20 protein-coding genes are annotated in these 21,366 nt (G+C 37.9%); 4 read left to right on the top strand and 16 right to left on the bottom strand.

The genetic code is table 11. The features are described 5' to 3' along the window. Positions 1–4 precede the first annotated feature (4 nt). Both C1726_RS10855 and C1726_RS10850 read right to left on the bottom strand, forming a co-directional pair. On the bottom strand, positions 5–367 hold the full coding sequence (locus C1726_RS10855; RefSeq protein ID WP_102273154.1) for a hypothetical protein: 363 nt from the start codon (positions 365–367) through the stop codon (positions 5–7). A 136-nt stretch (positions 368–503) separates the two neighbouring features. Continuing rightward, a complete protein-coding gene (locus C1726_RS10850; protein ID WP_102273153.1) occupies positions 504–1,481 on the bottom strand; it encodes an aromatic ring-hydroxylating dioxygenase subunit alpha in 978 nt (325 codons plus the stop codon). A 298-nt stretch (positions 1,482–1,779) separates the two neighbouring features. On the opposite strand from C1726_RS10850, the gene C1726_RS10845 reads away from it, so the two are divergent. Then, positions 1,780–3,117, top strand: a complete 1,338-nt coding sequence (locus tag C1726_RS10845; RefSeq protein ID WP_102273152.1) for a uracil-xanthine permease family protein — start codon at positions 1,780–1,782, stop codon at positions 3,115–3,117. A 46-nt stretch (positions 3,118–3,163) separates the two neighbouring features. Here the strand turns inward: C1726_RS10845 and C1726_RS10840 are convergent, their stop codons facing one another. The 10 genes from C1726_RS10840 to nagA form a co-directional block, all read right to left on the bottom strand. Further along, positions 3,164–3,865, bottom strand: coding sequence for a glucosamine-6-phosphate deaminase (locus C1726_RS10840; RefSeq protein ID WP_102273151.1), 702 nt, complete (start codon positions 3,863–3,865; stop codon positions 3,164–3,166). 111 nt (positions 3,866–3,976) lie between these two features. Continuing rightward, positions 3,977–5,068, bottom strand: coding sequence for a DUF871 domain-containing protein (locus C1726_RS10835; RefSeq protein WP_102273150.1), 1,092 nt, complete (start codon positions 5,066–5,068; stop codon positions 3,977–3,979). Between the two features lies 1 nt (position 5,069). Continuing rightward, the gene (locus C1726_RS10830; protein ID WP_407642018.1) at positions 5,070–6,377 is read right to left on the bottom strand and encodes a PTS sugar transporter subunit IIC; all 1,308 of its coding nucleotides are present in this window, start codon (positions 6,375–6,377) and stop codon (positions 5,070–5,072) included. 42 nt (positions 6,378–6,419) lie between these two features. Beyond that, complete coding sequence (locus C1726_RS10825) at positions 6,420–6,740, bottom strand: PTS lactose/cellobiose transporter subunit IIA (RefSeq protein ID WP_102273148.1); 321 nt, start codon at positions 6,738–6,740, stop codon at positions 6,420–6,422. Positions 6,741–6,756: 16 nt separating this feature from the next. Next, positions 6,757–7,068 carry a PTS sugar transporter subunit IIB gene (locus C1726_RS10820; RefSeq protein ID WP_102273147.1) on the bottom strand — a complete coding sequence of 104 codons (312 nt, stop codon included), beginning with the start codon at positions 7,066–7,068 and terminating at the stop codon, positions 6,757–6,759. Between the two features lie 200 nt (positions 7,069–7,268). After that, positions 7,269–8,456 (bottom strand): GNAT family N-acetyltransferase, encoded by a 1,188-nt coding sequence (locus C1726_RS10815; RefSeq protein WP_235822751.1) that lies wholly within the window; start codon positions 8,454–8,456, stop codon positions 7,269–7,271. Positions 8,457–8,485: 29 nt separating this feature from the next. Continuing rightward, positions 8,486–8,755: a phosphocarrier protein HPr gene (locus tag C1726_RS10810; protein WP_102273146.1), complete on the bottom strand. Its 270-nt coding sequence runs from the start codon at positions 8,753–8,755 to the stop codon at positions 8,486–8,488. Between the two features lie 25 nt (positions 8,756–8,780). After that, a complete protein-coding gene (locus tag C1726_RS10805) occupies positions 8,781–9,491 on the bottom strand; it encodes a sugar isomerase domain-containing protein (protein ID WP_102273145.1) in 711 nt (236 codons plus the stop codon). 5 nt (positions 9,492–9,496) lie between these two features. Then, positions 9,497–10,219, bottom strand: a complete 723-nt coding sequence (locus C1726_RS10800; RefSeq protein WP_102273144.1) for a GntR family transcriptional regulator — start codon at positions 10,217–10,219, stop codon at positions 9,497–9,499. A 32-nt stretch (positions 10,220–10,251) separates the two neighbouring features. Then, positions 10,252–11,409 (bottom strand): N-acetylglucosamine-6-phosphate deacetylase, encoded by a 1,158-nt coding sequence (nagA, locus tag C1726_RS10795; RefSeq protein ID WP_102273143.1) that lies wholly within the window; start codon positions 11,407–11,409, stop codon positions 10,252–10,254. Positions 11,410–11,659: 250 nt separating this feature from the next. Here nagA and C1726_RS10790 point away from each other — a divergent pair, with 250 nt between their 5' ends. Next, positions 11,660–12,088, top strand: coding sequence for a VOC family protein (locus C1726_RS10790; RefSeq protein WP_102273142.1), 429 nt, complete (start codon positions 11,660–11,662; stop codon positions 12,086–12,088). A 582-nt stretch (positions 12,089–12,670) separates the two neighbouring features. Here C1726_RS10790 and C1726_RS10785 read toward each other — a convergent pair. The 3 genes from C1726_RS10785 to C1726_RS10775 all read right to left on the bottom strand — a co-directional run bounded on the left by C1726_RS10785 (position 12,671) and on the right by C1726_RS10775 (position 15,744). Further along, a complete protein-coding gene (locus tag C1726_RS10785; protein ID WP_235822750.1) occupies positions 12,671–12,952 on the bottom strand; it encodes a hypothetical protein in 282 nt (93 codons plus the stop codon). Positions 12,953–13,267: 315 nt separating this feature from the next. Beyond that, positions 13,268–15,034, bottom strand: coding sequence for a sensor histidine kinase (locus tag C1726_RS10780; protein ID WP_102273141.1), 1,767 nt, complete (start codon positions 15,032–15,034; stop codon positions 13,268–13,270). Continuing rightward, positions 15,031–15,744 (bottom strand): response regulator transcription factor, encoded by a 714-nt coding sequence (locus C1726_RS10775; RefSeq protein ID WP_102273140.1) that lies wholly within the window; start codon positions 15,742–15,744, stop codon positions 15,031–15,033. Before C1726_RS10775 ends, C1726_RS10780 begins: the two co-directional genes overlap by 4 nt. Positions 15,745–15,897: 153 nt before the next feature. Here C1726_RS10775 and C1726_RS10770 point away from each other — a divergent pair, with 153 nt between their 5' ends. Continuing rightward, on the top strand, positions 15,898–17,097 hold the full coding sequence (locus tag C1726_RS10770; protein ID WP_102273139.1) for a DUF418 domain-containing protein: 1,200 nt from the start codon (positions 15,898–15,900) through the stop codon (positions 17,095–17,097). Positions 17,098–17,164: 67 nt separating this feature from the next. On the opposite strand, the gene C1726_RS10765 is transcribed toward C1726_RS10770, so the two are convergent. Continuing rightward, on the bottom strand, positions 17,165–18,028 hold the full coding sequence (locus tag C1726_RS10765; RefSeq protein ID WP_102273138.1) for a mechanosensitive ion channel family protein: 864 nt from the start codon (positions 18,026–18,028) through the stop codon (positions 17,165–17,167). A gap of 229 nt (positions 18,029–18,257) precedes the next feature. Between C1726_RS10765 and C1726_RS10760 the strand changes: the two genes are divergently transcribed. Beyond that, on the top strand, positions 18,258–21,353 hold the full coding sequence (locus tag C1726_RS10760; RefSeq protein ID WP_235822749.1) for an ATP-binding protein: 3,096 nt from the start codon (positions 18,258–18,260) through the stop codon (positions 21,351–21,353). Positions 21,354–21,366 lie beyond the last annotated feature (13 nt).

The following is a 21,366-nucleotide window of genomic DNA, read 5'->3' as shown; positions in this document are numbered from 1 at the left end:
TTTATTATAAGTTGTATGCTTCCTCCAGTGAGCAAACGAATGTTCCTTTAAAGTCCACTTCTTTCACGCATTTTTCAACTTGTTTTTTTAAAGTCTGAGAGGTTGGATTAACAATAATTAGCTTTTTAAACTTAGCTCTTAAATATATATTTAAGACAGCAATAATATCTCCCATTACGTTCTTTTCAACTGGTTCTTGTTCGCGAGCATCCACAATTAATGTATAGTTCGAGGGATCTATCGTATTTACCATTGTTTGAAACTCACTTAAGTATACTTTCGCATCTTCTTCTTTAAAGAAGCCTCTCACTTTTACAAATAACGTATCTTTCTCATCCTCTAAAGTAATATCGTACAATTTACCCAAGTCTTTTCCTCCAAAGATAACGCCTAAATTTAAATATTTAGTATTATTATACATAAAACCGCAAGTTTCGACAAATTCCCCTAAAATTCTATATAAAAAAGACCCGTCATACATATGACGAGTCATTAGTAAATAGTTATTCAGTCCCTAGTTTTACACCTAGTTTTTTTAGATACTGCCGATAGGCAATACTCATTCGGTCACATTTTAATGAAAGTTCTACTTGCAGATCAAGCGGCAAATCCTCTGGTTTCTGATTTTCGACGATTGGCTTATCCTGAGCAAAAATCATATCCTGAAAATCAATAATTTCTTGGTCAGTCGTACCCGTTTCATAGTTAAATGACATGATTCCATAGGCGATAGACTTCCCTTCTGCAACCGGAAGGATAGTAAGTAAAATCGTCATCTTATTGTCCGTATCCGGATCCCTTTTTGTGAAACGAACAGTTAAAGGACGAATAATTTCATATGTGTAGTACACATCCTTTGATTGTCCCGTACCATCTGGGTCAGGCTGGAATACAGCAATTTCATCTGAGAATATCCGATCTTCAGCACTATTAACATTGTAATCACTAATAACTGGGTGCTCTTGGACACCAAGAAATCCTTCATGTATAAAAGATAAATGGCCCACATCAAGAAAGTTTTCAACAATTCTTGGCGGATTGGCATTTACCTCTTGTGGTCCCCATAGTACATTTCGATAGCTATCATCTGTAAATTCTGGATACGAGAAGAATGCCGGATTGTTGTTATTAAAATTCACCCAAACAAACCCGTATGCTTCTTTGCATGCATATTTTATCGCCTTCGCCTTTAATGGGATCGATCTCCCCTCTGGCAGCTGAGGAATTTTTGTGCATGTCCCTTCAGAGTTATACTCCCATCCATGATAGGGACAAACTAGATTTCCATCTTTTACACATCCAAGTGAGAGTGCTGCTCCCCTATGAATACATAAATCCTTGAAAACATGGATCCCTTTATCATTTCGGAACAGAACAATTCTTTCTCCCATTACTATTGCCTGTACAGGTTCTTCTTTTATATCAGCTGATTTACAAGCAACAATCCAATCACTGCGTAAAACGTTATCTTCTAGAATCATTTTTACCTTCCCCTTCGCTGCTTATGATACCTCTATTGTATGGAGGTCAACTTCTAAAGTCAACACGAAACACGAACATTAAAATTACATTTTTAATAAACGTACGTAATTTATATTTACTTTTACAACTTCCTTATTTATAATTCAATTATAGTTTTTAATACAGAAGCAGTGTTTTTCTTATGGAAAACCGAGAAAATCCACCGTTTATTCAGGATTGATCTCACTTCACTACATTTTGTTATTCTTTATTTTTTTCATATATTAATCAAAACTAGTTATGGAGGAGATTGGTTCAGTGGAAGAAAACAGACAAAACACGAACAATATCATTGGAGTAGATGAAAAAATTAGCTGGGGCAAGGCTTTTTTACTTGGTATGCAGCATGTACTTGCGATGGATTTATATATTGCTCCCATTATCATTGCTGGTTTACTCGCATTGGATTCAATGAATACGACCTTTTTCATTCAAATGTGTTTTCTCGCAGCCGGTCTTGCTACACTAATCCAAACGATCGGAGGTCTTCGCTTGCCGGTAGTCCAAGGTCCATCATATGTCCCGATTGGGGCATTGGCAGCAATCGGCGGCAAGCTTGGACTTGGTGCTGTATTTGGAAGCCTGCTTCCAGGGGCATTAATTATCGCTATCCTCGGATACCCGTTAAAATGGTTCGCTAAAGCTGTACAGAAGATTATCCCGCCGCTAGTTGGCGGAACAGTCATTGTTATTGTCGGAATCTCATTAATGCCAAGTGCATTTAACAGCATCTATAGTGCACCAGGAAATGTCGGGCACAATGTGTTAATCGCGTTTGTTTCTGCAGCCGTTTTAATTATTTGTATTCTTCTTGGCCGTAAGAAAAAGGGATATGGAACATTCCTCCGCTTAGTTTCCGTTATTCTTGCAATCATCGCTGGGACGATAACTGCTTCCTTTTTCGGTTCAGTGGATTTCTCTTCTGTTAAAGAAGCAGCTTGGTTTTCACTTCCTAGCTTTTTCCCATTTGGGAAACCAATATTTGATTTACAAGCGATCCTAACCATGGTATTTATTTATTTAGTTATTTTAATTGAGACAACTGGAACATGGTTTGTTGTCTCAACCGTAACTGACAGTAAATTAGATGACAAAAGATTGAATCGTGCATCTTTCGGAGAAGGAATTGGCTGTTTCGTCGGGTCACTTTTTGGCGGAACTCCAATGACTGGGTATTCCTCCAATGCTGGAATTATTGCTATTACAGGAGTAGCAAGCAGAATGGCAATCATCAGTGCAGGGATCATACTAGTCGCATTAGGCTTAATTCCAAAATTGTCTGCTGTTATCACATGTGTTCCTGAACCAGTCATCAACGGAATATTCGGTGTCGTTTGCGTGGCGATTGTCATGAATGGATTAAAGGTCATACAAAATGTGGTGATCGATGACCGCAATATGATGGTAATAGGCGTTCCAATCCTATTAACAATCGGCACAATCGTTCTACCAAAAGATCTTTTAAATAGCGTACCAGACTTTTCTAATTATATTTTATCTTCTGGAACAGCTGTTGGAGCAATCGCTACGGTCATTCTTAACTTGATTATTCCAAAAGAACGAGAAAGAACAGCTGCTGCAGGGGAAATTCATTAAACAAATAAAGAAAAGACAAGCTACTATTGGCTTGTCTTTTCTATCATTATTCACCTACATTCAAATCGGTTAAAACAATGACATTCGGGTGCTGCAAAATACTTGTTACTGGTATCTCCTCCGTTATCTCCCCTTTTAATAATGCTTCCATTGCAAACCTTTTTTTCTCACCAATAGCAATAAGAAGGATACACTCTGCCCGCAGGATGGTGGAAATTCCCATCGTAATAGCCTTTTTTGGCACCTCTTCAATTGAATTGAAAAAGCGTGCATTCGCTTCCCGAGTTGATTCAGCCAATTCAACAACATGTGTTTCACTATTAAAAGGAGTCCCAGGTTCATTGAAGCCGATATGGCCATTTTCACCAACACCTACAACTTGCAGGCTAACCGTTAACGATTTTAATAATTCTTCATAGTTATTTGCTTCCTGCTGTATATCTATTGCTTCTCCGTTAGGAATATATGTCACTTTAAACGGCTTCTTATTAAAAAGCTGCCTCTTCATATAAGAATGATAGCTTTCGTGATGTTCTTTCGGAATGCCGACATATTCATCTAAATTAATGCTTTGGCAATGGGAAAAGTCTAAATCGCTGTTCCTTAAACGTTCATAAAGCGGAAGCATAGTTCCTCCAGTTGCTAATCCGAAAGTTTCTGCTCCATTCTTTAAAGCATTTGCAATAATTTCAGCTCCCCGATTGTACAATTTTTCTTGATTTTGAATGATTTCTAGTTTTATAGCCACCTTCTCCTTCCTTCATTTTGAAAAATTTCATAATAGTGCTACATATCATTCCATACTAATACATTAAAAAGGATTGAGCAATCAAACTTATGCTCAACCCTTTTTTGCTCATCAATCGTTTATTTTTACGAAACTAAATGATTCCCATGGCTGGATTTGATCAAGTAAAAAGTGTTCCTCAGGCACTACTTTTGCTGCAATATTTGTACTGCCAGCGTTTGGCATGGCTTTTAAAGCAATTTGCAGCTCCCCTTTATACCGGATATCTAAATTATTATCAATCGTGATATCCCCACGTACTATATTTTGTGTATCATGAGCCGGAATGGATTCCTTCTTATATTTTACTCGTGACTGTGTACTTCGAATAACATATTCCGATACATCACCGCGATTAAAGTGTGGTTCCTCGAATATCACTTTTTCTTCCAATACACTTGTTAGGGATAATGTTTCAGCCCTTAACTCAAGCTTATTGCGATTCAATCGCCCTAATGCCTCAATCTCTTTCTTAGAAGCATACATATTTCCAATAATTAAATCATCAATCAAACCTGTATGCCATAAATCCTTCGCTTGAACAATGATTGGCAGATCGCGGTGCTCCTCTAATGTTGGCAATCCATATGGGGTTTCTTCCCAAGGACCAAATTTCGCGTCCTTTGAGGAAATCATTGCTGCCGTCCGAATATGATTCTTTTTAAAAAGCATAGAACTATTAATAAAGTGACTGCGTGAAAGCCCTGTATACTTCCGTGGATAAAAGTTATGACAGCCAACAATATTGTCTGGATTTGGCTTATAGGATAAAACATTATCCACGTATTTTGTTCCGTTGCTAATATTTAATTCTATTTTCATATTTGAAGCATCCAGAGACATGAAAGCTTCTTCCTGCCCAGAAAAACCCATATCTAATCGCAAACCATCTAGATGATAGGATTCCTTAAGCTGGGAAATTTCCCGAAAGGTTAATCCTAATTCCTTTAGGACAGCAGGAGCAACATCGGCAAAAATTTCAAATCCAAGTGCATGCGCAAATTGATTTAGCTGCTGAAGCTTTTCTCGCTCTTCATCATTTTTTAGAGACATTAAGCAGGTAAATATTCGGTCAAAGCCATTCGCATGTGCCAGTTCTATATAATCCTGTATGTCTTTTAATGTGCCATGCTGCGAATAAATTGAAATTCCTAATCTTCTCATGTTATACCCTCAAATTAGTCGACGCCTCGGTCTGGCTATCTTTTGTTTTCCCTGTTTTGGCTGCCTTATTAGCCATTGCAACAAACGGCAAATAAATGAAGACTGCAACTGCGATTAGAACAATACTTAATACTGCTCCCTGCCAAGATTGTGTCACTAAGAAGCCATTAATGATCGGCGGCGTTGTCCAAGGTGCAGCAATAGTTGCCGCTGGAACTAAACCCACTTTTGTTGCAAAATAAGCAATAGAGACATTTATCATTGGCGTCAAAATAAATGGGATAAACAGTACAGGATTCAATACGATTGGCAATCCAAAAAGTAAAGGCTCATTAATATTAAATAGACCTGGTCCAGCGGATAAATTTCCGACCGTTCGATAATGTTTGTTTTTTCTAGCTATTATGAACATTGCGATAATTAACGATATGGTTGTACCTGATCCGCCCATATTAACAAAGGCATCAAAAAATGGTTTATTAATAATATATGGTGCTACTTCCCCAGCTGAAATTGCAGCAACATTCGCATCAATGGCTGGCAAATTAATTGTTTGCATAAATGGATCGATGATGTTGGCGCCATGCACACCGAAAGTCCATAAGAACACAGGGATAAATGCAAGAATTAGTGCAGCAATCCATGTATTTGTTAATCCCATAAATGGTTCTTGAACAGCTGTATAGAAGGAACCAATAATATCTGGAATGTTGAATCCTGCTGAAATAATTGTACGAATTAATGCAAAGACTGCCACAGTAATCATGGCTGGAAGCAATGCTGCGAATGACTTAGAAACAGCTGGAGGGACACTATCAGGCATTTTAATCAAAAGGCGGGGATTTCCTGTTAACCGTGTGAACACTTCAGATGATAGGATAGCGATAATAATTGCGACAAATATTCCACCCGTGCCCGTTGTTAGCCCCGATAGCCCACCTTCTCCAAACGTACCAAAAAGCAAATATGTCGATAATCCAATTACCCCTGCTGATAAACCGTCCTTGTCATAGCTTTTTGCTAAATGATAGGCAATTGAGAAGGCTAACAAAAGAGAGATAATCCCGAAAGAAGCATTCCACATATTCCCCCCCCACTGTGTCCATGTACCATGATCCCAAATGGAGTCGAGTAAATTCTGATATGCTTTAATCGGCAGGTTATTTATTAATACTGCAAAGGACCCAATAATCGTCAGCGGCATAATAGTAATAAATCCATCACGAATAGCCACTAAATGACGCTGATTGCCTATTCGTGCTGCAACTGGTATGAACCTTCTTTCTAAAAAACCGAACATTCCCAACACACTCCTTTAAATTTTTTATATGGCTAACATCTAATTTAGATGTTATTCCTCTCCCAATCTTTCATATAATTCAATCATTTCCCTCGCTATGTCGCGGAAAGTAATCGAATTCATCAAATGATCCTGTGCATGAATTAACATCATGGACACTTCGACTTTCTCGCCTCTTGCTTCTTGTGTCAGCAATGCTGTTTGAGAATGATGCGCTTCTATAAGTGACTGATTAGCGAGGTCTATTTTTTCCTTCGCTCCTTGAATATCCCCTTTTTTTGCAAGCTGAATGGCTTCCATACAATCGCTCTTTGTATTGCCGCTATGCAGAATTAGCCCCATAATCGCTTGCATTACCTCTGACTCTTCCATTATCTTTTCACCCGCCTTAGCCAATTAATGTTAGAGCATGCTTTAAGACATTCGCCCCATTCATCATTCCATAGTCTGCCATATTGATAACCTCTATCGGAAAATGCTTATCCTTATATTTCATTTCAAAAGAACCCTTTAAATAGCGAACTTGCGGTCCGAGTAATAGCACGTCTACAACTTTACTTCCTAAAGTTTTGTCAACCTCACTTTCTGAGATAGCAAAAATTTCAGCTTCTATCTTTTGCTCCTCAGCTGCTTTTTGCATTTTTGATACGAGTAAACTCGTGCTCATCCCTGCAGCGCAAACTAACATAATTCTTTTCATATAAACCGCCCCCTTGAAGGTTGTAATCGCTTTCTTAGATTGAGAATATCATCTATTGGTATATACCACAATCTATTTTTCAGTATATTCCTTCTACTTTTCTAAGCTGTAAAATTGGACTACATGCTAAATCATTGCTATCTCTGCTAATTAAGTAAACTGGTATAGTCCACAAAAACGTGTAAAATTTTTTTGCAATCCTAAAAGTATTCATAAAAAACAGGCGGATTAATTGGAACTGCAGATTTCCAATTTTCCTCTGCTTCTTTCCCTAACGGATCAATCGCATAGTTTAGTGCCTCAATAACAGATAAATATCCAATTAACATCGCAGATACTATCGTAATTGGCAATGATAAAATATGTTGCCTTTCTATCAATCTATGATTAATAACTTCTACATCCCCATCTTTCGAGATGTGAAATAAACATTCATTCCATGGGGCAAAAGGGTCATGAACCGATAAATACAAGGAATCTTTTAAATGGCCCCATGAATACTTCGTAAGGAAGGCGTTAACATCAACGATCCTTACCATTACATCTTGCGTAATTTCCTTCTTAAATTGCGGCTGATCAAATTGAAATCCAAAATGACTTGCTGCAGAAGTTACCCCTTTAATCACATTCACACTTGCCTGATGAGAGGCAATAAAGTTCCAAAGGGGCTGTTCAGCCTGCCGGCTATCTGCAACAAAGTCTCTAATGTAAAATGTTAAATCCTTTATTTCATAGCGTATATATCCTGCCATGGACTTACCTATTGTGTAATAAGCAAAATGGCTGTCTGGCTCTCTTCTTGCAAGTCTCTGCCACCAAGCAGCATCTCTTTGCATTCCCCCATTTGTCCTCATGGCATGTTTATTATGATATTGCAGGATTTTATTAAATCCCTCTTCATCCAGCCATTCAAAGCTAAACCTTTTCATCCTATTTGTCTGAATTAGAAATTGCGGAAAGGATTCTTTTGGTATGGAATAATGCAGTTTATCAAAAAATAGCTCCCAGCCAAAATGACGATAAAATGAAACAGAAAATGGGGCTAAAACAGATATAGATTGATTATTATTCCGCATTTCAGCCAAAGATCTGACAATTAGCCTCTTCATGATCCCTTCGTTTCTATATTCCGGGTATGTTGCTACAAAGCCCATTCCGCCCATCTCGTAATTGACACCATGTACCGATATATTTAATGGCAATATAAGGAGTTTTCCTGCCAAATCCCTCTTATCATAAGCACCAATGACCGTACTATGCCGAACCCAATATTGAAAATCATCCCGGCGTGCCCCTTTATATTTACTAGGAAAGCAATAATCTCTTAAACGATGTACCTGCTCTTCATCTTCTTGTGAGACAAGCTTAATTTCAATTTCACGATTCATCCCATTAGCCCCTTTCGAAGCTGGAAACACTAATTTTCCTCTCCAATTCCTTCTGTGGTTATAACATCTGTCAACTTCCCAATTGCAGCCTCCTCATCTTTTCCTTTTGCTGAAATCATTACAACTGCTCCCGGAGGTATCCCTTGAGCCATTACACCCATAATTGATTTTAAGTTAACTGTTTTTTCATTATAAGTAAGCTGTACATCTGATGAAAAAGGTGTCGCTGCTGTCACTAATAATGTACATGGTCTCGCATGAAGACCTTCCTGTGCCGTAATTTTAAATCTTTTTTCCATGAAAATACCTCCCCCTATTTCATTATTAAAAGTCAATACGGTCTTTGTACTGATTAATTAGAGCCATATTGGCCGAATGATTAGCTGAAACATTCGCACTCTGAAAGACTGGCAATCTATCCATATCTAAGGATTCTATCACTTGGCTAAATAATGCATGCAATAAAGCAGAACCGATCACAGTAGAAGCCGGTCCATATTGTACACCATGAAGGCTTAATATCCCGTCCCCAACTGGTATATGTGTATTTAATACGAGGTCAACAACTTCTTCCAGCCGATGCCCGCTTTTATGCCGTGATAGCTGTTCACGATACTCCAATGATTGAAGGGATATAACTGTTATCCCAGCTTTTTTACCTAATAGGGCGGCATCGATTGGTGCAGGATTACACCCAGAGGTTGATATAACGATAAGTACATCCCTTTTCTTAAACTCAAAATTCTCCAAATGCTTTTTAATAAATGCTGGGTCCTTTTCATTTTTTGAAGAGGCCAAAGCACCGTAATGAAGCATTAATGGTTCAATAGTTATTGGACGAACAGGTACAAGCCCTCCTGCCCGATAATAAGCATCCTGAGCTAATAAATGGGAATGGCCGCAGCCAAATAATTGGAGAATCCCCCCGTTTTGAAAACACGCTGCAATTATTTTCGAAGCGCTTTCAATTTGTTCTTGTTCCTGCTCGCATACTTTACTCAAGAGGCGCTGGATCTCCGCGAAATAAGACTGCATTCTGTTCACCTCTTAATTTCACTTATAAATTTATAGCGATCAGCACGATACGTACTGCGTACTAATTCGAATGGAACACCATCTGTTAGAAAACTAGTCCTTTTAATAATGAGGACGGCCTGTGAGGTACTAATTTGCAAATATTTGCTGTCTTCCTTCGTAACAATCGCTGCCTCCATTTGCTGAATCGCATTTCCAATTTTCTGATGAGAACGCGCTTCAATTAATGCATAGAGAGAACCCATTATTTTCTTCTCGTCTAAATCCGGGAAAATTTTCACAGGAATATAGGTCCTTTCAATTGCCATCGGCTTTAAATCTGCATTCCGTATACGAACGACATGGAAAACGAGCTCATCTTTTTCTAGCTGCAACTCTCTCGCTATATCAACCGGTGGAATCATCTTCTCAAAATTAATTAATTTACTGCTTGGTTCCATTCCTCTGGCTCTCATATCCTCCGTAAAACTAGTTAATCCATTTAAAGGCTGCTCAAGCTTTGGATTAGCAACATATGTGCCTCTCCCCTTTTCTCGATATAATAGTCCACTATTCACAAGATTTGTTATGGATTGTCTGACAGTCATACGGCTCACATTTAACTGTTCAGATAACTCACGCTCTGAAGGGATATTTTCGCCAATTTTATATTCTTCTAGATAAATGCGCTGCTTTAGCAACTCCTCAATTTGGAGATAGATAGGCACACGAGATTCTTTATCTATCAAGCCTTTCTCATTCCTTTCCTTGCAAATAACTATCATTTATCATAAACAATACGTCCGCGGCAGATTGTTTTTTGTACATTTAAGGACTGATCCAATATCACTAAGTCTGCATCAAAGCCTTCTGCGATATATCCTTTATTAGAAAGATTCAGCTGTGCAGCCGCATTTGCAGATGACAAGGAGACAAGCTCTTGTAATGAACAATTTGTAGCCTTTTTTATGTTGCGAATAGCTTGATCCATTGTTAGAACACTCCCGGCTAAAGTCCCATTGGCGAGGTGGGCACCATTTTCCGTAACTGTCACCGATTGTCCGCCTAAATCATAAGAGCCGTAGGGGAGCCCTTTTGCACGCATTGCATCCGTAATCAAGATGATTCCTGAAGCTCCTTTTAAACGGAATGAAAGCTTCAAAGCATCTGAGTGACTATGCAAAAAATCAGCTATTATCTCTGTTTTGACCCTTTCATCAAGAAGCATTGCCCCAACAACACCTGGTTCACGATGATGGAAAGGACGCATGCCATTATATAAATGGGTTGCTTGTTTTACTCCTAGCTCAACTGCCCTTTCCGCTTCCTCAGCTGTTGCATCTGAATGGCCAATCGAAACAAGAATTCCCATTTTACTTAATGCTTCAACAAATTCAAATCCATTCGTAACCTCTGGCGCCACCGTTACTTGTTTGATCCGATCCCCGCTAAGCTTTTGCCATCGGTAAAACTGTTCAATAGATGGCTCAATAATATGGTCCTCAGGCTGGGCACCAGCCCATTTACTTGATATAAAAGGACCTTCGACATGTATACCTAACAGCTCTGCTTCATCCATATTACTTTCATAATGACGAATATTTTTTAACGCATTTTCAATCGCATCAATCGATTGCGTCATCGTTGTTGCTAAAAAACCTGTCGTTCCTTCCTTAACTAAGGAATGAGCCATCCCCCGAATTGCCTCTCTGGTTGCATCCATCGCATCAAAGCCCTCTGAGCCATGAATATGCATATCAATAAAGCCAGGAAACACCAACCATCCTTTTGAGACACCATCCAGATGTTCATCCACACTAACTTGTAAATCCCTGCCTATTTTTTCGATTTTCCCATCCTTAAGCAATATACTGCCAACAAACTCCTCTTTATCATAGTTAACGATTGTGACATTGGAAATAAGTATTCTTCTTCCCATTTTAACAGCTCCTAAAAGGCTAAAAATAAGACGTAATCCATTAGCCTTCGATGTCTTAACATCCCTTAAACAAATCGTCCTGTATTAATTGGTATAGTTGTCTATACCAATTATAGGTGATTCGCATTAAAAAGAAAAGTCTAAATTTTTAATTTCTTTATCTTTTTTTTTATGAAACATATATTGGACTTGTTTTTTAATGGTTATAATGAGTTTGTACTATAATGACTATTTTAGAGGAGTGGTGAAGTTGGCTGTAGAAGTCTACCTAACTTTTAATGGAAATTGCCGTGAAGCTGTAGAATATTATGCAGAAGTTTTCGGAACTGAAAAACCGCACATTATGGCCTTTGGTGATTCAGAGCCAAACCCTGAATATCCGCTTCCAGAGGAAGCCAAAAATTTAGTGATGCATGCACGTCTAACAATTAGCGGGAGCACCGTTATGTTCTCTGACACTTTTCCTGGATCACCTTTCACCCAAGGAAATAACATTACCCTTGCCATTGTCAGCAAGGACATCGATGAAATTAAAACGGTATTTAATAAATTGAAAGAAGGCGGGACAGTCGGCATGGAGCTTCAAGAAACTTTCTGGAGCAAATGCTATGGTCAATTAACTGATAAGTTTGGCATTGGCTGGCAATTAAGCCATGACAGTGGAGAAACAGGCATGTAAGCTATCGCTTGAAAAAAGGAAGGAGCTGTCCAAGAAGTCTATTTTCAGACTATTGGACAGCTCTTTTTCTTATATATTGATGGTACTATAAGAGTGCAATCAGATGCTCATAATCAAACAAAAGGCCAGTTTAGTTCAAAATGAACTTAATAGAGCCTATTGGTTCCCGAAAATTAGTAATTTTAAAATAAACTGTACTCAATAGAGTCTATTGGTTCCCGAAAACGGGTAATTTTGGAATAAACCGAACTCAATAGAGCCTATTGGTTCCCGAAAACGAGTAATTTTAGAATAAACTGTACTCAATAGAGCCTATTGGTTCCCGAAAACGGGTAATTTTGGAATAAACCGAACTCAATAGAGCCTATTGGTTCCCGAAAACGAGTAATTTTAGAATAAACTGTACTCAATAGAGCCTATTGGTTCCTGAAAACGGGTAATTTTAGAATAAAATGAACTCAATAGAGCCTATTGGTTCCCGAAAATAAGCAACTTTAGAATAAAGTGAACTCAGAATAATAGAAGAACCTAAATTGTTTAAGAATCCTCCCTTTTGGGTCAGCCTCTTACTTTTTCTATTTCTTATATGTTTTTGTTCATACTGCTATTTGGATTCTTCACCTGAAGTACTCCCTTAATAGATGGCCATATGCCGATAAGCAAGAAAAGGATTCCTGCAAGAAGAGAGAGCAGCGTCCAGAATGTCATGCCAAAACCAATTAACTCATATGCCCCTTCATAATAATTGACGTCAGGCGTATTTATATATGCAGATATTATTGCAGCTGTTATATGTTTCGCCGCATACAAAAAAGCAGCAATTGCGATAAAAAAGCAACCGAGAGCAGTTATTCCCTTTTTCACCTGTATTCACCTCAACTAAAATTTCCATTGTCAAATGTACTGTCATTATACAGGAAGAAAAGAGATAAAGGTTGTGTCTTAAAGCTTTTAGTCCTTTTTCCTTATACGGTTTCTGCTCTTTGCTTTAGTTTCGCTTCGGTAAGTTCAGGATGTACTTTCCTAATGATAGCAGGTGGAAGCAGCCATTCGATATGCGGAAAAGGCAATGGAAAATTACAAGCCGCTGCCAAATACATTGTATAAAGAGTTCTGCATTAGCACCTATCAAAACATAAAAAAACAAGCAGAAGAGTAACTTTCTTCTGCTTGCCTCACTTATGTTTCCAGCTGCTTTCCATCCTTAAGAAGAGGAAGACAAACAGTAACCACTGTGCCTCTATTTAACTCTGAATCAACGATAATTTCCCCTTTATGCAGTTCGGCAATTTGCATAGCGATGCTCATTCCTAATCCAGAGCCCTCGACCCGTTCATCTGTATTCGTTCCTCGATAGTAGCGATTAAATAAATGCTTTCTAGTCTCTTCATCCATCCCTATTCCGTTATCTTTAATGATGATCTTGAGCTTCCCGCTTTCCACATCTGCTTCTATTCTTACTCTGATAGAAGTTCCAGCCGGATTATGAATAATTGCATTATATATTAAATTATCTATCATTCTTTCAAACCAGCGTTTGGCTACTTGAAGAGACAGACTATGATTTAATGGATGAAACGATAGCTGGTAGTCTGCTAATGTCCTATCCTCATGAAACTTACTAACAATGCTCGATAGCAGATCATTTACTTCAATTAGCTGAAAATCAACAAGCGAAGCATTATTCTTTAATCGAAAGCTTAAAGAGAAGTCTTCAATAAGGCTTAGCATATAAGCACTTTTTTCGCCAATTGTTTTCCCTATATCCTCAAGCTCTTGTTTTGACCACTCATATTGTCCCCTTTCCAATAGCGTTCCATAGCCTTGCATCGTCGTTAAAGGGGTACGAAGATCATGAGAAATGCCAGTCATCCATTCCTCCCTTGTTTTTTCAAGCTGCTCCCTCTCCTTTGTTGATGCGGCTAATTTTTCTGCCATCGCATAAAACGCTTGAAAAACCTCTGCATATAAGCGATATTTCAGCCGAACCTTCCCGTTTTTCCGGAAAATAAGCTTCTTTTCCTTTTCTGTTAATACTTCATTGTACTTGCCGGTCCCCATCCGGCTAAGCCAGCTGGTAAAAATAAAAAGCGGATTCCCATAGCGGAAGCCATTCCAAAAGGAAATAATAATGGTGATCACAAGAACACCTACACCTGATGCAGCAAACGCAATAATAATGTCCTTCAATGAATCGAACTTGATTTCCTGCTTATTTTCATTCGGTGTGTAGAGAACCCATAGGGCTTGCGTTTGCGGATCCTTCACTATCGTTGTTTTCGTCGAATACGTGTCAGGAGCTACTTTCCGGATAAATATATCTAATGGCAGCTCTTTATCAAGATCTAACTGGCTGCCGATCGATTGGACTAACTTTTCGTTTGCATCATAAATTTTTAACAATCCGTCAATGGATGAAAGTTTATCCTCCGCATGCTTCACATATGCTTTCGGAACCATACCTTCTTTTCCGTAGTCAGCAGTCATTTGCTGCAGCAATTTACGCGCTTCATCTTCATATCCTAAAACAAATAAATAAGGCTCTTCATACAAAGTTTCTAAATAGAAGGAGAGGGAATATCCTTGAAGCTCGTTTGTTTCCTGTATGTTATGTAAATCATGCTGGCTATATTGATTAGGAATCGTATCCGGAACATTGCCTGATTCAATCACATCCCCTTTATGATCAATGATTTGCACCCAAATCCCTTCCTCAGCCAAATCCTTATCCCAGCCATCAAGCATCGTAACTTCTTTCAAGGAATTTCCAGTATTCATCGAAATGCTTTCAATTTTCGTCTGATAGTAGTTATACTTAGATTCATCCTTCGTTATCCAAACGACTGCTATGAGTAAAATAAAAAAGAATAGAATGATAATTGCAACTGCCAATGATATAAATTGTAAAGAGAAATGGAGGAATAGCCGCCTTCTTAATCGATTCATAATTTTTTCCCTTTTACAAGCTTATAGCCTAGACCCCTGACAGTTAGCAGAAAATTAGGATTGCTTGGATCTTCTTCAATCCGCTCTCTAATTCTTCTAATATGAACAGACACTGTGTTGTCATCTACAAAGTGTTCAAATCCCCATACTGCTTCCAGCAGGGTCGCTTTAGAAAGAACGATATTCGGATGTTTACAAAAATAAAGGAGCAATAAGTATACTTGTGTAGGACATGGGACTGGCACTCCATTAACAATTAATTCTCCGGCACTCTCATCTAAAATAAATCGTCCAAAATCATATAATTTAGTAGTCTTAGATACGGGCTGTTCCTTAGCAGCAGGCATTCTCCTTAGATATGCTTTTATTCTGGCAGCTATTTCAAGCGGATTAAATGGTTTCGTGACATAATCATCCCCGCCGGTTGCAAATCCTGTTAGCACATCAAGATCAGAAACCTTGGCTGTTAAAAATAAAATATATGCATTTGTTTTCTCACGAATTTTCGGACAAAGCTCAAATCCGCTGCAATCAGGCAGCATGACATCGAGAATAATAATATCAATCTTTGCCTTTTCTATGATCGCAAGCGCCTCACTGCCTGTATGGGCTGTATAAATATGCTGAAACCCTTCCTTTTTCAACATCAGCTCCAGCATTTTCACGATTGCTTTTTCATCATCCACAATTAAGATGTTGTTTGTTTCCATGTGTATCCACCTCCCCCATATCGTAGCATAGCAACTTTACGAACAGTTGAACGAAATGGAAAAAATTAATCCAATAGTAAAGTTTTGTTCATTGTCTTGAAAGCTGAAAAAAGTAGAGTAGGAGTATGCAGAATTGATTAAAGGAGAGGTATTATGAAACAAAGGCTAGCAATGATTGATGGGATTAGAGGGTTTAGTTTAATCGGCATTTTAATGGCAAATATGCTTATTTTTCAATACGGGATATGGGGAATGGATGAGCTGCAGCACTTCAAATTATTTACCGGTGATGAAGCGGCAAATATTTGGCTAAAGGTATTTGTGGAAGGCAGCTTTATGCCAATTTTTATGTTTTTGTTTGGATATTCGATGATTAAAATGAAGGAAAAGCTTGAAGAAAATGGCGGAAAGGTAAAACGGCATTTCGCACGTCGTTTCTTTCTATTAATCGTTCTTGGGCTGCTGCATTCCACTTTTGTGTGGGAAGGCGATATTCTATTTTCTTATGGCTGCTTAGGCTTAATTATGATGATTTTCTTAAATCGCAAGCCAAAAACCATCTTCATTTGGGCTGTTATATTGCTCATTTTATCATCGCTCATCGGGTTAGGAAATATGATGGAAACACCAGAAGAAGCAGAAAGAATAGACTCATACGTTCAAAAGGCAAATCTTATTTATGCAGATGGCAGCTATTCTGAGATTAAAGATTTCCGGAATAGCGGAGAGGATCCGCTTGGTCTTCCGCCTGAAGCCTACCTACTTGTTATTCTTATTACGCCGTTTATGATGTGCCCATTATTTTTACTCGGGATGTATACGGCAAAAATCCGCTTGTTTACCCAGCCAAGCGAAGAACGGAAGCTGTATGTACGCTGGGCAAGTATACTCATCCCTATCGGCTTACTTCTAAAGAGCATTCCTTATTTACTGCCAAATACTGCTTGGGTAGGTATGGCAGAAATGCTTGGAGCGCCATTATTAGCCATCGGTTATATATTTGCATTTTCAATGTTTTATGCAAAAGGAGTAAATCCGGTTTTTCTAAAACTATTTGAAAATGTTGGACGACTTTCCATGACTAACTATTTACTTCAAAGTATTATTTGTACAACAATCTTTTATGGGTATGGGATTGGATTATTTGGACAAATCGGGGTGTTTAATGGAATATTATTAGCCATTTCAATTTACGGTCTCCAAGTCCTCTCCAGCCATTTATATTTAAAGGTTTGGAAGGTGGGGCCTTTTGAAAAATTGATGAGAATCGGAACGTATTTAAAATGGAGCGGAAATACGAAGAAGAAGGCAGAGCCAATACCTGATTACTCACAAGTTAAAGAACAAATATAAAATGATTGTATGAAAAAAGGTCAGTTCTACATTTTTTGTAGAACTGATCTTTTTTCATCTATATTAATCATTCATTCCCTCGTGATTTCCCTAGATTTTCTTCATTTTTGTGAACCATTACTTGATGAGGGTATGGGATTTCAATACCATTCTCATCAAAAGCCGCTTTAATAGCCTTGCGAATCTCTCGCTCTACCGCCCATTGTTCTCCATTCTCTGTTTTGGCAATTACTCGCAGCACTACATCGGATGCTCCTAAAGCTTGAACCCCAATGACATTTGGACCTTCCACAATGACTGGATTCTCTCCAGCCATCTGATCGCAAACTGCCTGAGTCACTTCAATCGCATGATCGATGTCCTCATCATAAGCAATTCCAATATCAACTAGCGCACGCATGCTTCCACGGGAATGATTTCTCACAGTCAAAATATCTCGGTTCGGGATATAATTCAATGTTCCATCAAAGCTTCGAAGCTGTGTCGTTCTCAGGCCTACCGCCTCTACTACTCCATCAATATTGCCGATTGTAACATAGTCATTTACATCTAATTGTTTTTCTAATAATAGGAAAAAGCCTGTAACTACATCACTAACAAGTCCTTGCGCTCCAAAACCAATCGCCAGTCCTACCACTCCTGCACCTGCAATTAAGCTTGCAACAGGCAATCCAAAAGCATTAAACAAGGAAGCAGCAAGAATAAAAATTAAACTATACGACAATATATTTTCAGCAAGCCTATGCAGGGTTAAAGCACGGCCTTCCGAAATATTCTTCCTCTTGCTCATGTTAAGAAATGTCCGGTCTAAAACCTTTCTGCCAATCTTCTTAACGATGACAAAAGCAATTAGTATTCCAATAATCTCCAAAGCCTTTACTCCGGCATCTATTAGCAAACCTTCCCAATCAAAAGTCTTAAAATTAAACAAACGATTTCACCCTTCCTTCTGATGCTTTTTCACAATGTTTATCTTAATGGGTTTCCCCTTTTCATTCAAATATTTTCTATATAGACGGAAACAATCCATTTTTGCTCTGCGCATTAAAATGTGGTGTTACTTGATAAACCTAATAGTGTAGTATAGAAAATGTAGAGTTTCTTTTGATATTCTTTTTTACAGCTAATAATTTAAAAAATATAAAGGAATATGTCTCGGAATGATGAAACCAATCAATAAGAATAAATGGATCGCTATTATTATCATTTTCGTCATTTTCATTTCTGCTTTTCGCTTAACCTGGATAAACTTCATAACTAAGTTTGATTATGAAGATAATCCAATAGCTGAACGCGGTGTACTTGATTTACGCGGGACAAAGTTTACTGCTACCCAAACACTTACGCTGAATGGCGAGTGGGAGTTTTATCCATCCACTTTTCTAACTCCCGGTCTACCGAATAACGCCCTTGATGAGGAAAAGAAAAAATTTCAGCATGTTCCTGAAAATTGGAACGATGCATTTCCTAAGGATCATAAACCTTCTTATTACTATGGCACCTATAAACTGCGGATTCTGCTTGATGACCATGACTATCAAGTATACGGGCTGAAGTTAGATTATATTTATAATGCTTCCGCTGTATACGTGAATGGTCAATTTATCGGACAAACTGGACAGCCAGCAACTAAGCTAGAAGACCATTATGGCAATAACATTCCCTACACCGTTACATTTAAACCAGTTGATAATGAAATAGACTTAGTTATTCATGTGTCCGCCAACGCAAAAAAAGGCGGTATACTCAAACCGCTTCGCATAGGGACAATTGAAGCAATTAATCTAAGAACCTATCTTTCAATCGGATTACAGCTGCTGTTATGTGTTGTTTTACTTTTACATAGTGTATATGCACTCATTGCGAATTTTATCGGATCCAAGCCAAACAAGGGATTGATTTACTTTTCCATCTTGCTATTATTCGCGATTCTCAGTGTGCTAGTGTCTGATGATAAATTATTATTAAAATGGTTTTCGTTTGAATACGAATGGTCATTAAAAATCATTTATTTTTCCTATATTGGTGTAAGTGCATTTATTCCATTGGTAATCAATAGCCTATATCCTTTAAAAAAGAAAAATAATTTCGTGCTGGGCTATTCCTATTTTTGTATACTCTATTTCTTATTTGTTCTAATTGCAGAACCTAAGTACATTATCATGACTTCTAAAGTCTTGCTTAGCTCAGCTTTAATTTTCTCTATCATCGTTTCAATCGCAACAATTATGCTGCAAAAGTCACAAAAAAATAATAAAGAACTTATTTTTTTGCTGCTTGGATGCATAAGCATTGGTGTAAATATTCTTTGGACAATTTTGGCACCGATCAACATGCATTATCCTTTTGATCTCATTTTTGCCGTTCTTGCATTTACTGCATTTTGGTTTAAGCGCTATTTTTTAGTAACTGCCAAAGCAGAGCAGCTGACTAAAAAGCTGCAGCTCGAAGATAAACAGAAGGATGAGTTTTTAGTTAATACATCCCATGAATTAAGAAATCCATTACACGGGATTATGAATATCGTCCAAACAATTTTGGAGGATAAAGTTATCTCCCCAAGCATAGAGCACAGAAAACGGCTAGAAATATTAATGGATGTCAGTAAACGAATGTCATTGATGTTGAACGATTTGCTTGATGTGAAAAGATTGAAAGAAAAGACCGTTCAATTAAACGTTGGAAAGATTAATATTCATGCAATTGTAAATGGTGTTCTCGATATGACAAAGCTAATGGCTGAAGGAAAACCTCTTCAATTTCACGTGGTTATTCCTCATTCATTTCCCGCAATTAAAGCAGATGAGAATCGTTTAATTCAAATTCTTTTTAACTTAATTCATAATGCAATCAAGTATACAGATGAAGGATCGATCACTATTCGTGCTGAAACAAATAATGGGTTAGCCTTTATTCACGTAGAAGATACTGGCATTGGAATTGAAGAGCATGCATTAACAAAAATATTCAATCCTTATGAGCAGACAGCAATAAATTCCTCTAGTGTAAGCGGAGGATTTGGACTTGGATTAAACATTTGTAAGGAATTAGTAGAATTACATGAAGGAACATTGACTGTTCGTTCAACTATTGGAAAAGGTTCTATCTTTACCTTTTCACTTCCTATAATGAATGATATATTTTACGATGAAGAATTAAACAATATCTCAAAAACGAATAACTTTATTGATATGACAGCCGCCGCAATCGAGCCATCGGATTCAGTTCAGCTATCTCTTAAGCAAAGGAATGCTTCAAAAAAGAAAGCAAAAATTTTGGCTGTCGATGATGATACGGTTAATTTACATGTACTCACACAGATTCTCGAAGCAGAAAATTACGAGATGATCACAGTGACAAGTGCTCATCAAGCTATGGCTAAGCTGAAAGAAGACCATTATGACCTAATTATCTCTGATGTAATGATGCCTCAAATATCCGGCTATGAATTAACTGTGATGATCAGGGAACGGTATACTATTTCGGAACTGCCTATTCTGCTATTAACGGCACGGGCTCGATCAGAGGATATATTAACTGGTTTTCAATCAGGAGCAAATGACTATGTGATGAAACCTGTTGATGCTTCCGAATTAAAAGCACGAGTTAGAGCATTAACAGAATTGAAGTTATCAATAGAAGAGCAGCTGCGTATGGAAGGTGCATGGCTGCAATCACAAATTCAGCCGCATTTTCTTTTCAACACGCTCAATTCAATCGCCGCTCTTGGAATGATGGATGTTACTAAAATGCAGGAGCTTCTTGAAGAATTTAGCAATTATCTGCGGTTAAGCTTTGATTTTGAAAACACGAATCCATTCGTACCCTTAGATCATGAACTATCTCTCGTACAATCCTATTTATTTATTGAAAACGCACGGTTTGGTGATAGGCTTAACGTACAGTGGGATATGGATGATAATATTGATATAAAAATACCTCCGCTGACCATACAGCCGTTAGTAGAAAATGCCATTAAGCATGGAATATTACAGCGTACGAACGGCGGAACATTATCTATTCACATAAAGAAACAGCCTGAATATATTAAAATCTCCATTCAAGATGATGGAATAGGTATGACCGAAAATAAACTTGAACAGCTTTTCAAAAAAGAAAATGAGTCACAGGAAAGAATGGGTGTAGGGATAAGAAACACGGATCGCCGGATAAAACAGCTTTTTGGAGAAGGATTAAAAATTAAGAGTACGCCTAACCTCGGCACCGTCGTCACCTTCCATGTGCCAGCTAAATAAGGAATGAACCATT

This window comes from Cytobacillus massiliigabonensis, from assembly GCF_900199725.1.
GTDB lineage: Bacteria > Bacillota > Bacilli > Bacillales > Cytobacillaceae > Cytobacillus > Cytobacillus massiliigabonensis.
This window is presented reverse-complemented; position numbering and strand designations above follow the sequence as displayed.

Coding starts and splice junctions, on each gene's coding strand:
- C1726_RS10850 (WP_102273153.1), bottom strand. CDS start 1,481: ATGATTCTAGAAGATAACGTTTTACGCAGTGATTGGATTGTTGCTTGT.
- C1726_RS10835 (WP_102273150.1), bottom strand. CDS start 5,068: ATGAGAAGATTAGGAATTTCAATTTATTCGCAGCATGGCACATTAAAA.
- C1726_RS10825 (WP_102273148.1), bottom strand. CDS start 6,740: ATGGAAGAGTCAGAGGTAATGCAAGCGATTATGGGGCTAATTCTGCAT.
- C1726_RS10820 (WP_102273147.1), bottom strand. CDS start 7,068: ATGAAAAGAATTATGTTAGTTTGCGCTGCAGGGATGAGCACGAGTTTA.
- C1726_RS10815 (WP_235822751.1), bottom strand. CDS start 8,456: ATGAATCGTGAAATTGAAATTAAGCTTGTCTCACAAGAAGATGAAGAG.
- C1726_RS10810 (WP_102273146.1), bottom strand. CDS start 8,755: ATGGAAAAAAGATTTAAAATTACGGCACAGGAAGGTCTTCATGCGAGA.
- C1726_RS10805 (WP_102273145.1), bottom strand. CDS start 9,491: ATGCAGTCTTATTTCGCGGAGATCCAGCGCCTCTTGAGTAAAGTATGC.
- nagA (WP_102273143.1), bottom strand. CDS start 11,409: ATGGGAAGAAGAATACTTATTTCCAATGTCACAATCGTTAACTATGAT.
- C1726_RS10780 (WP_102273141.1), bottom strand. CDS start 15,034: ATGAATCGATTAAGAAGGCGGCTATTCCTCCATTTCTCTTTACAATTT.
- C1726_RS10775 (WP_102273140.1), bottom strand. CDS start 15,744: ATGGAAACAAACAACATCTTAATTGTGGATGATGAAAAAGCAATCGTG.
- C1726_RS10770 (WP_102273139.1), top strand. CDS start 15,898: ATGAAACAAAGGCTAGCAATGATTGATGGGATTAGAGGGTTTAGTTTA.
- C1726_RS10760 (WP_235822749.1), top strand. CDS start 18,258: ATGATGAAACCAATCAATAAGAATAAATGGATCGCTATTATTATCATT.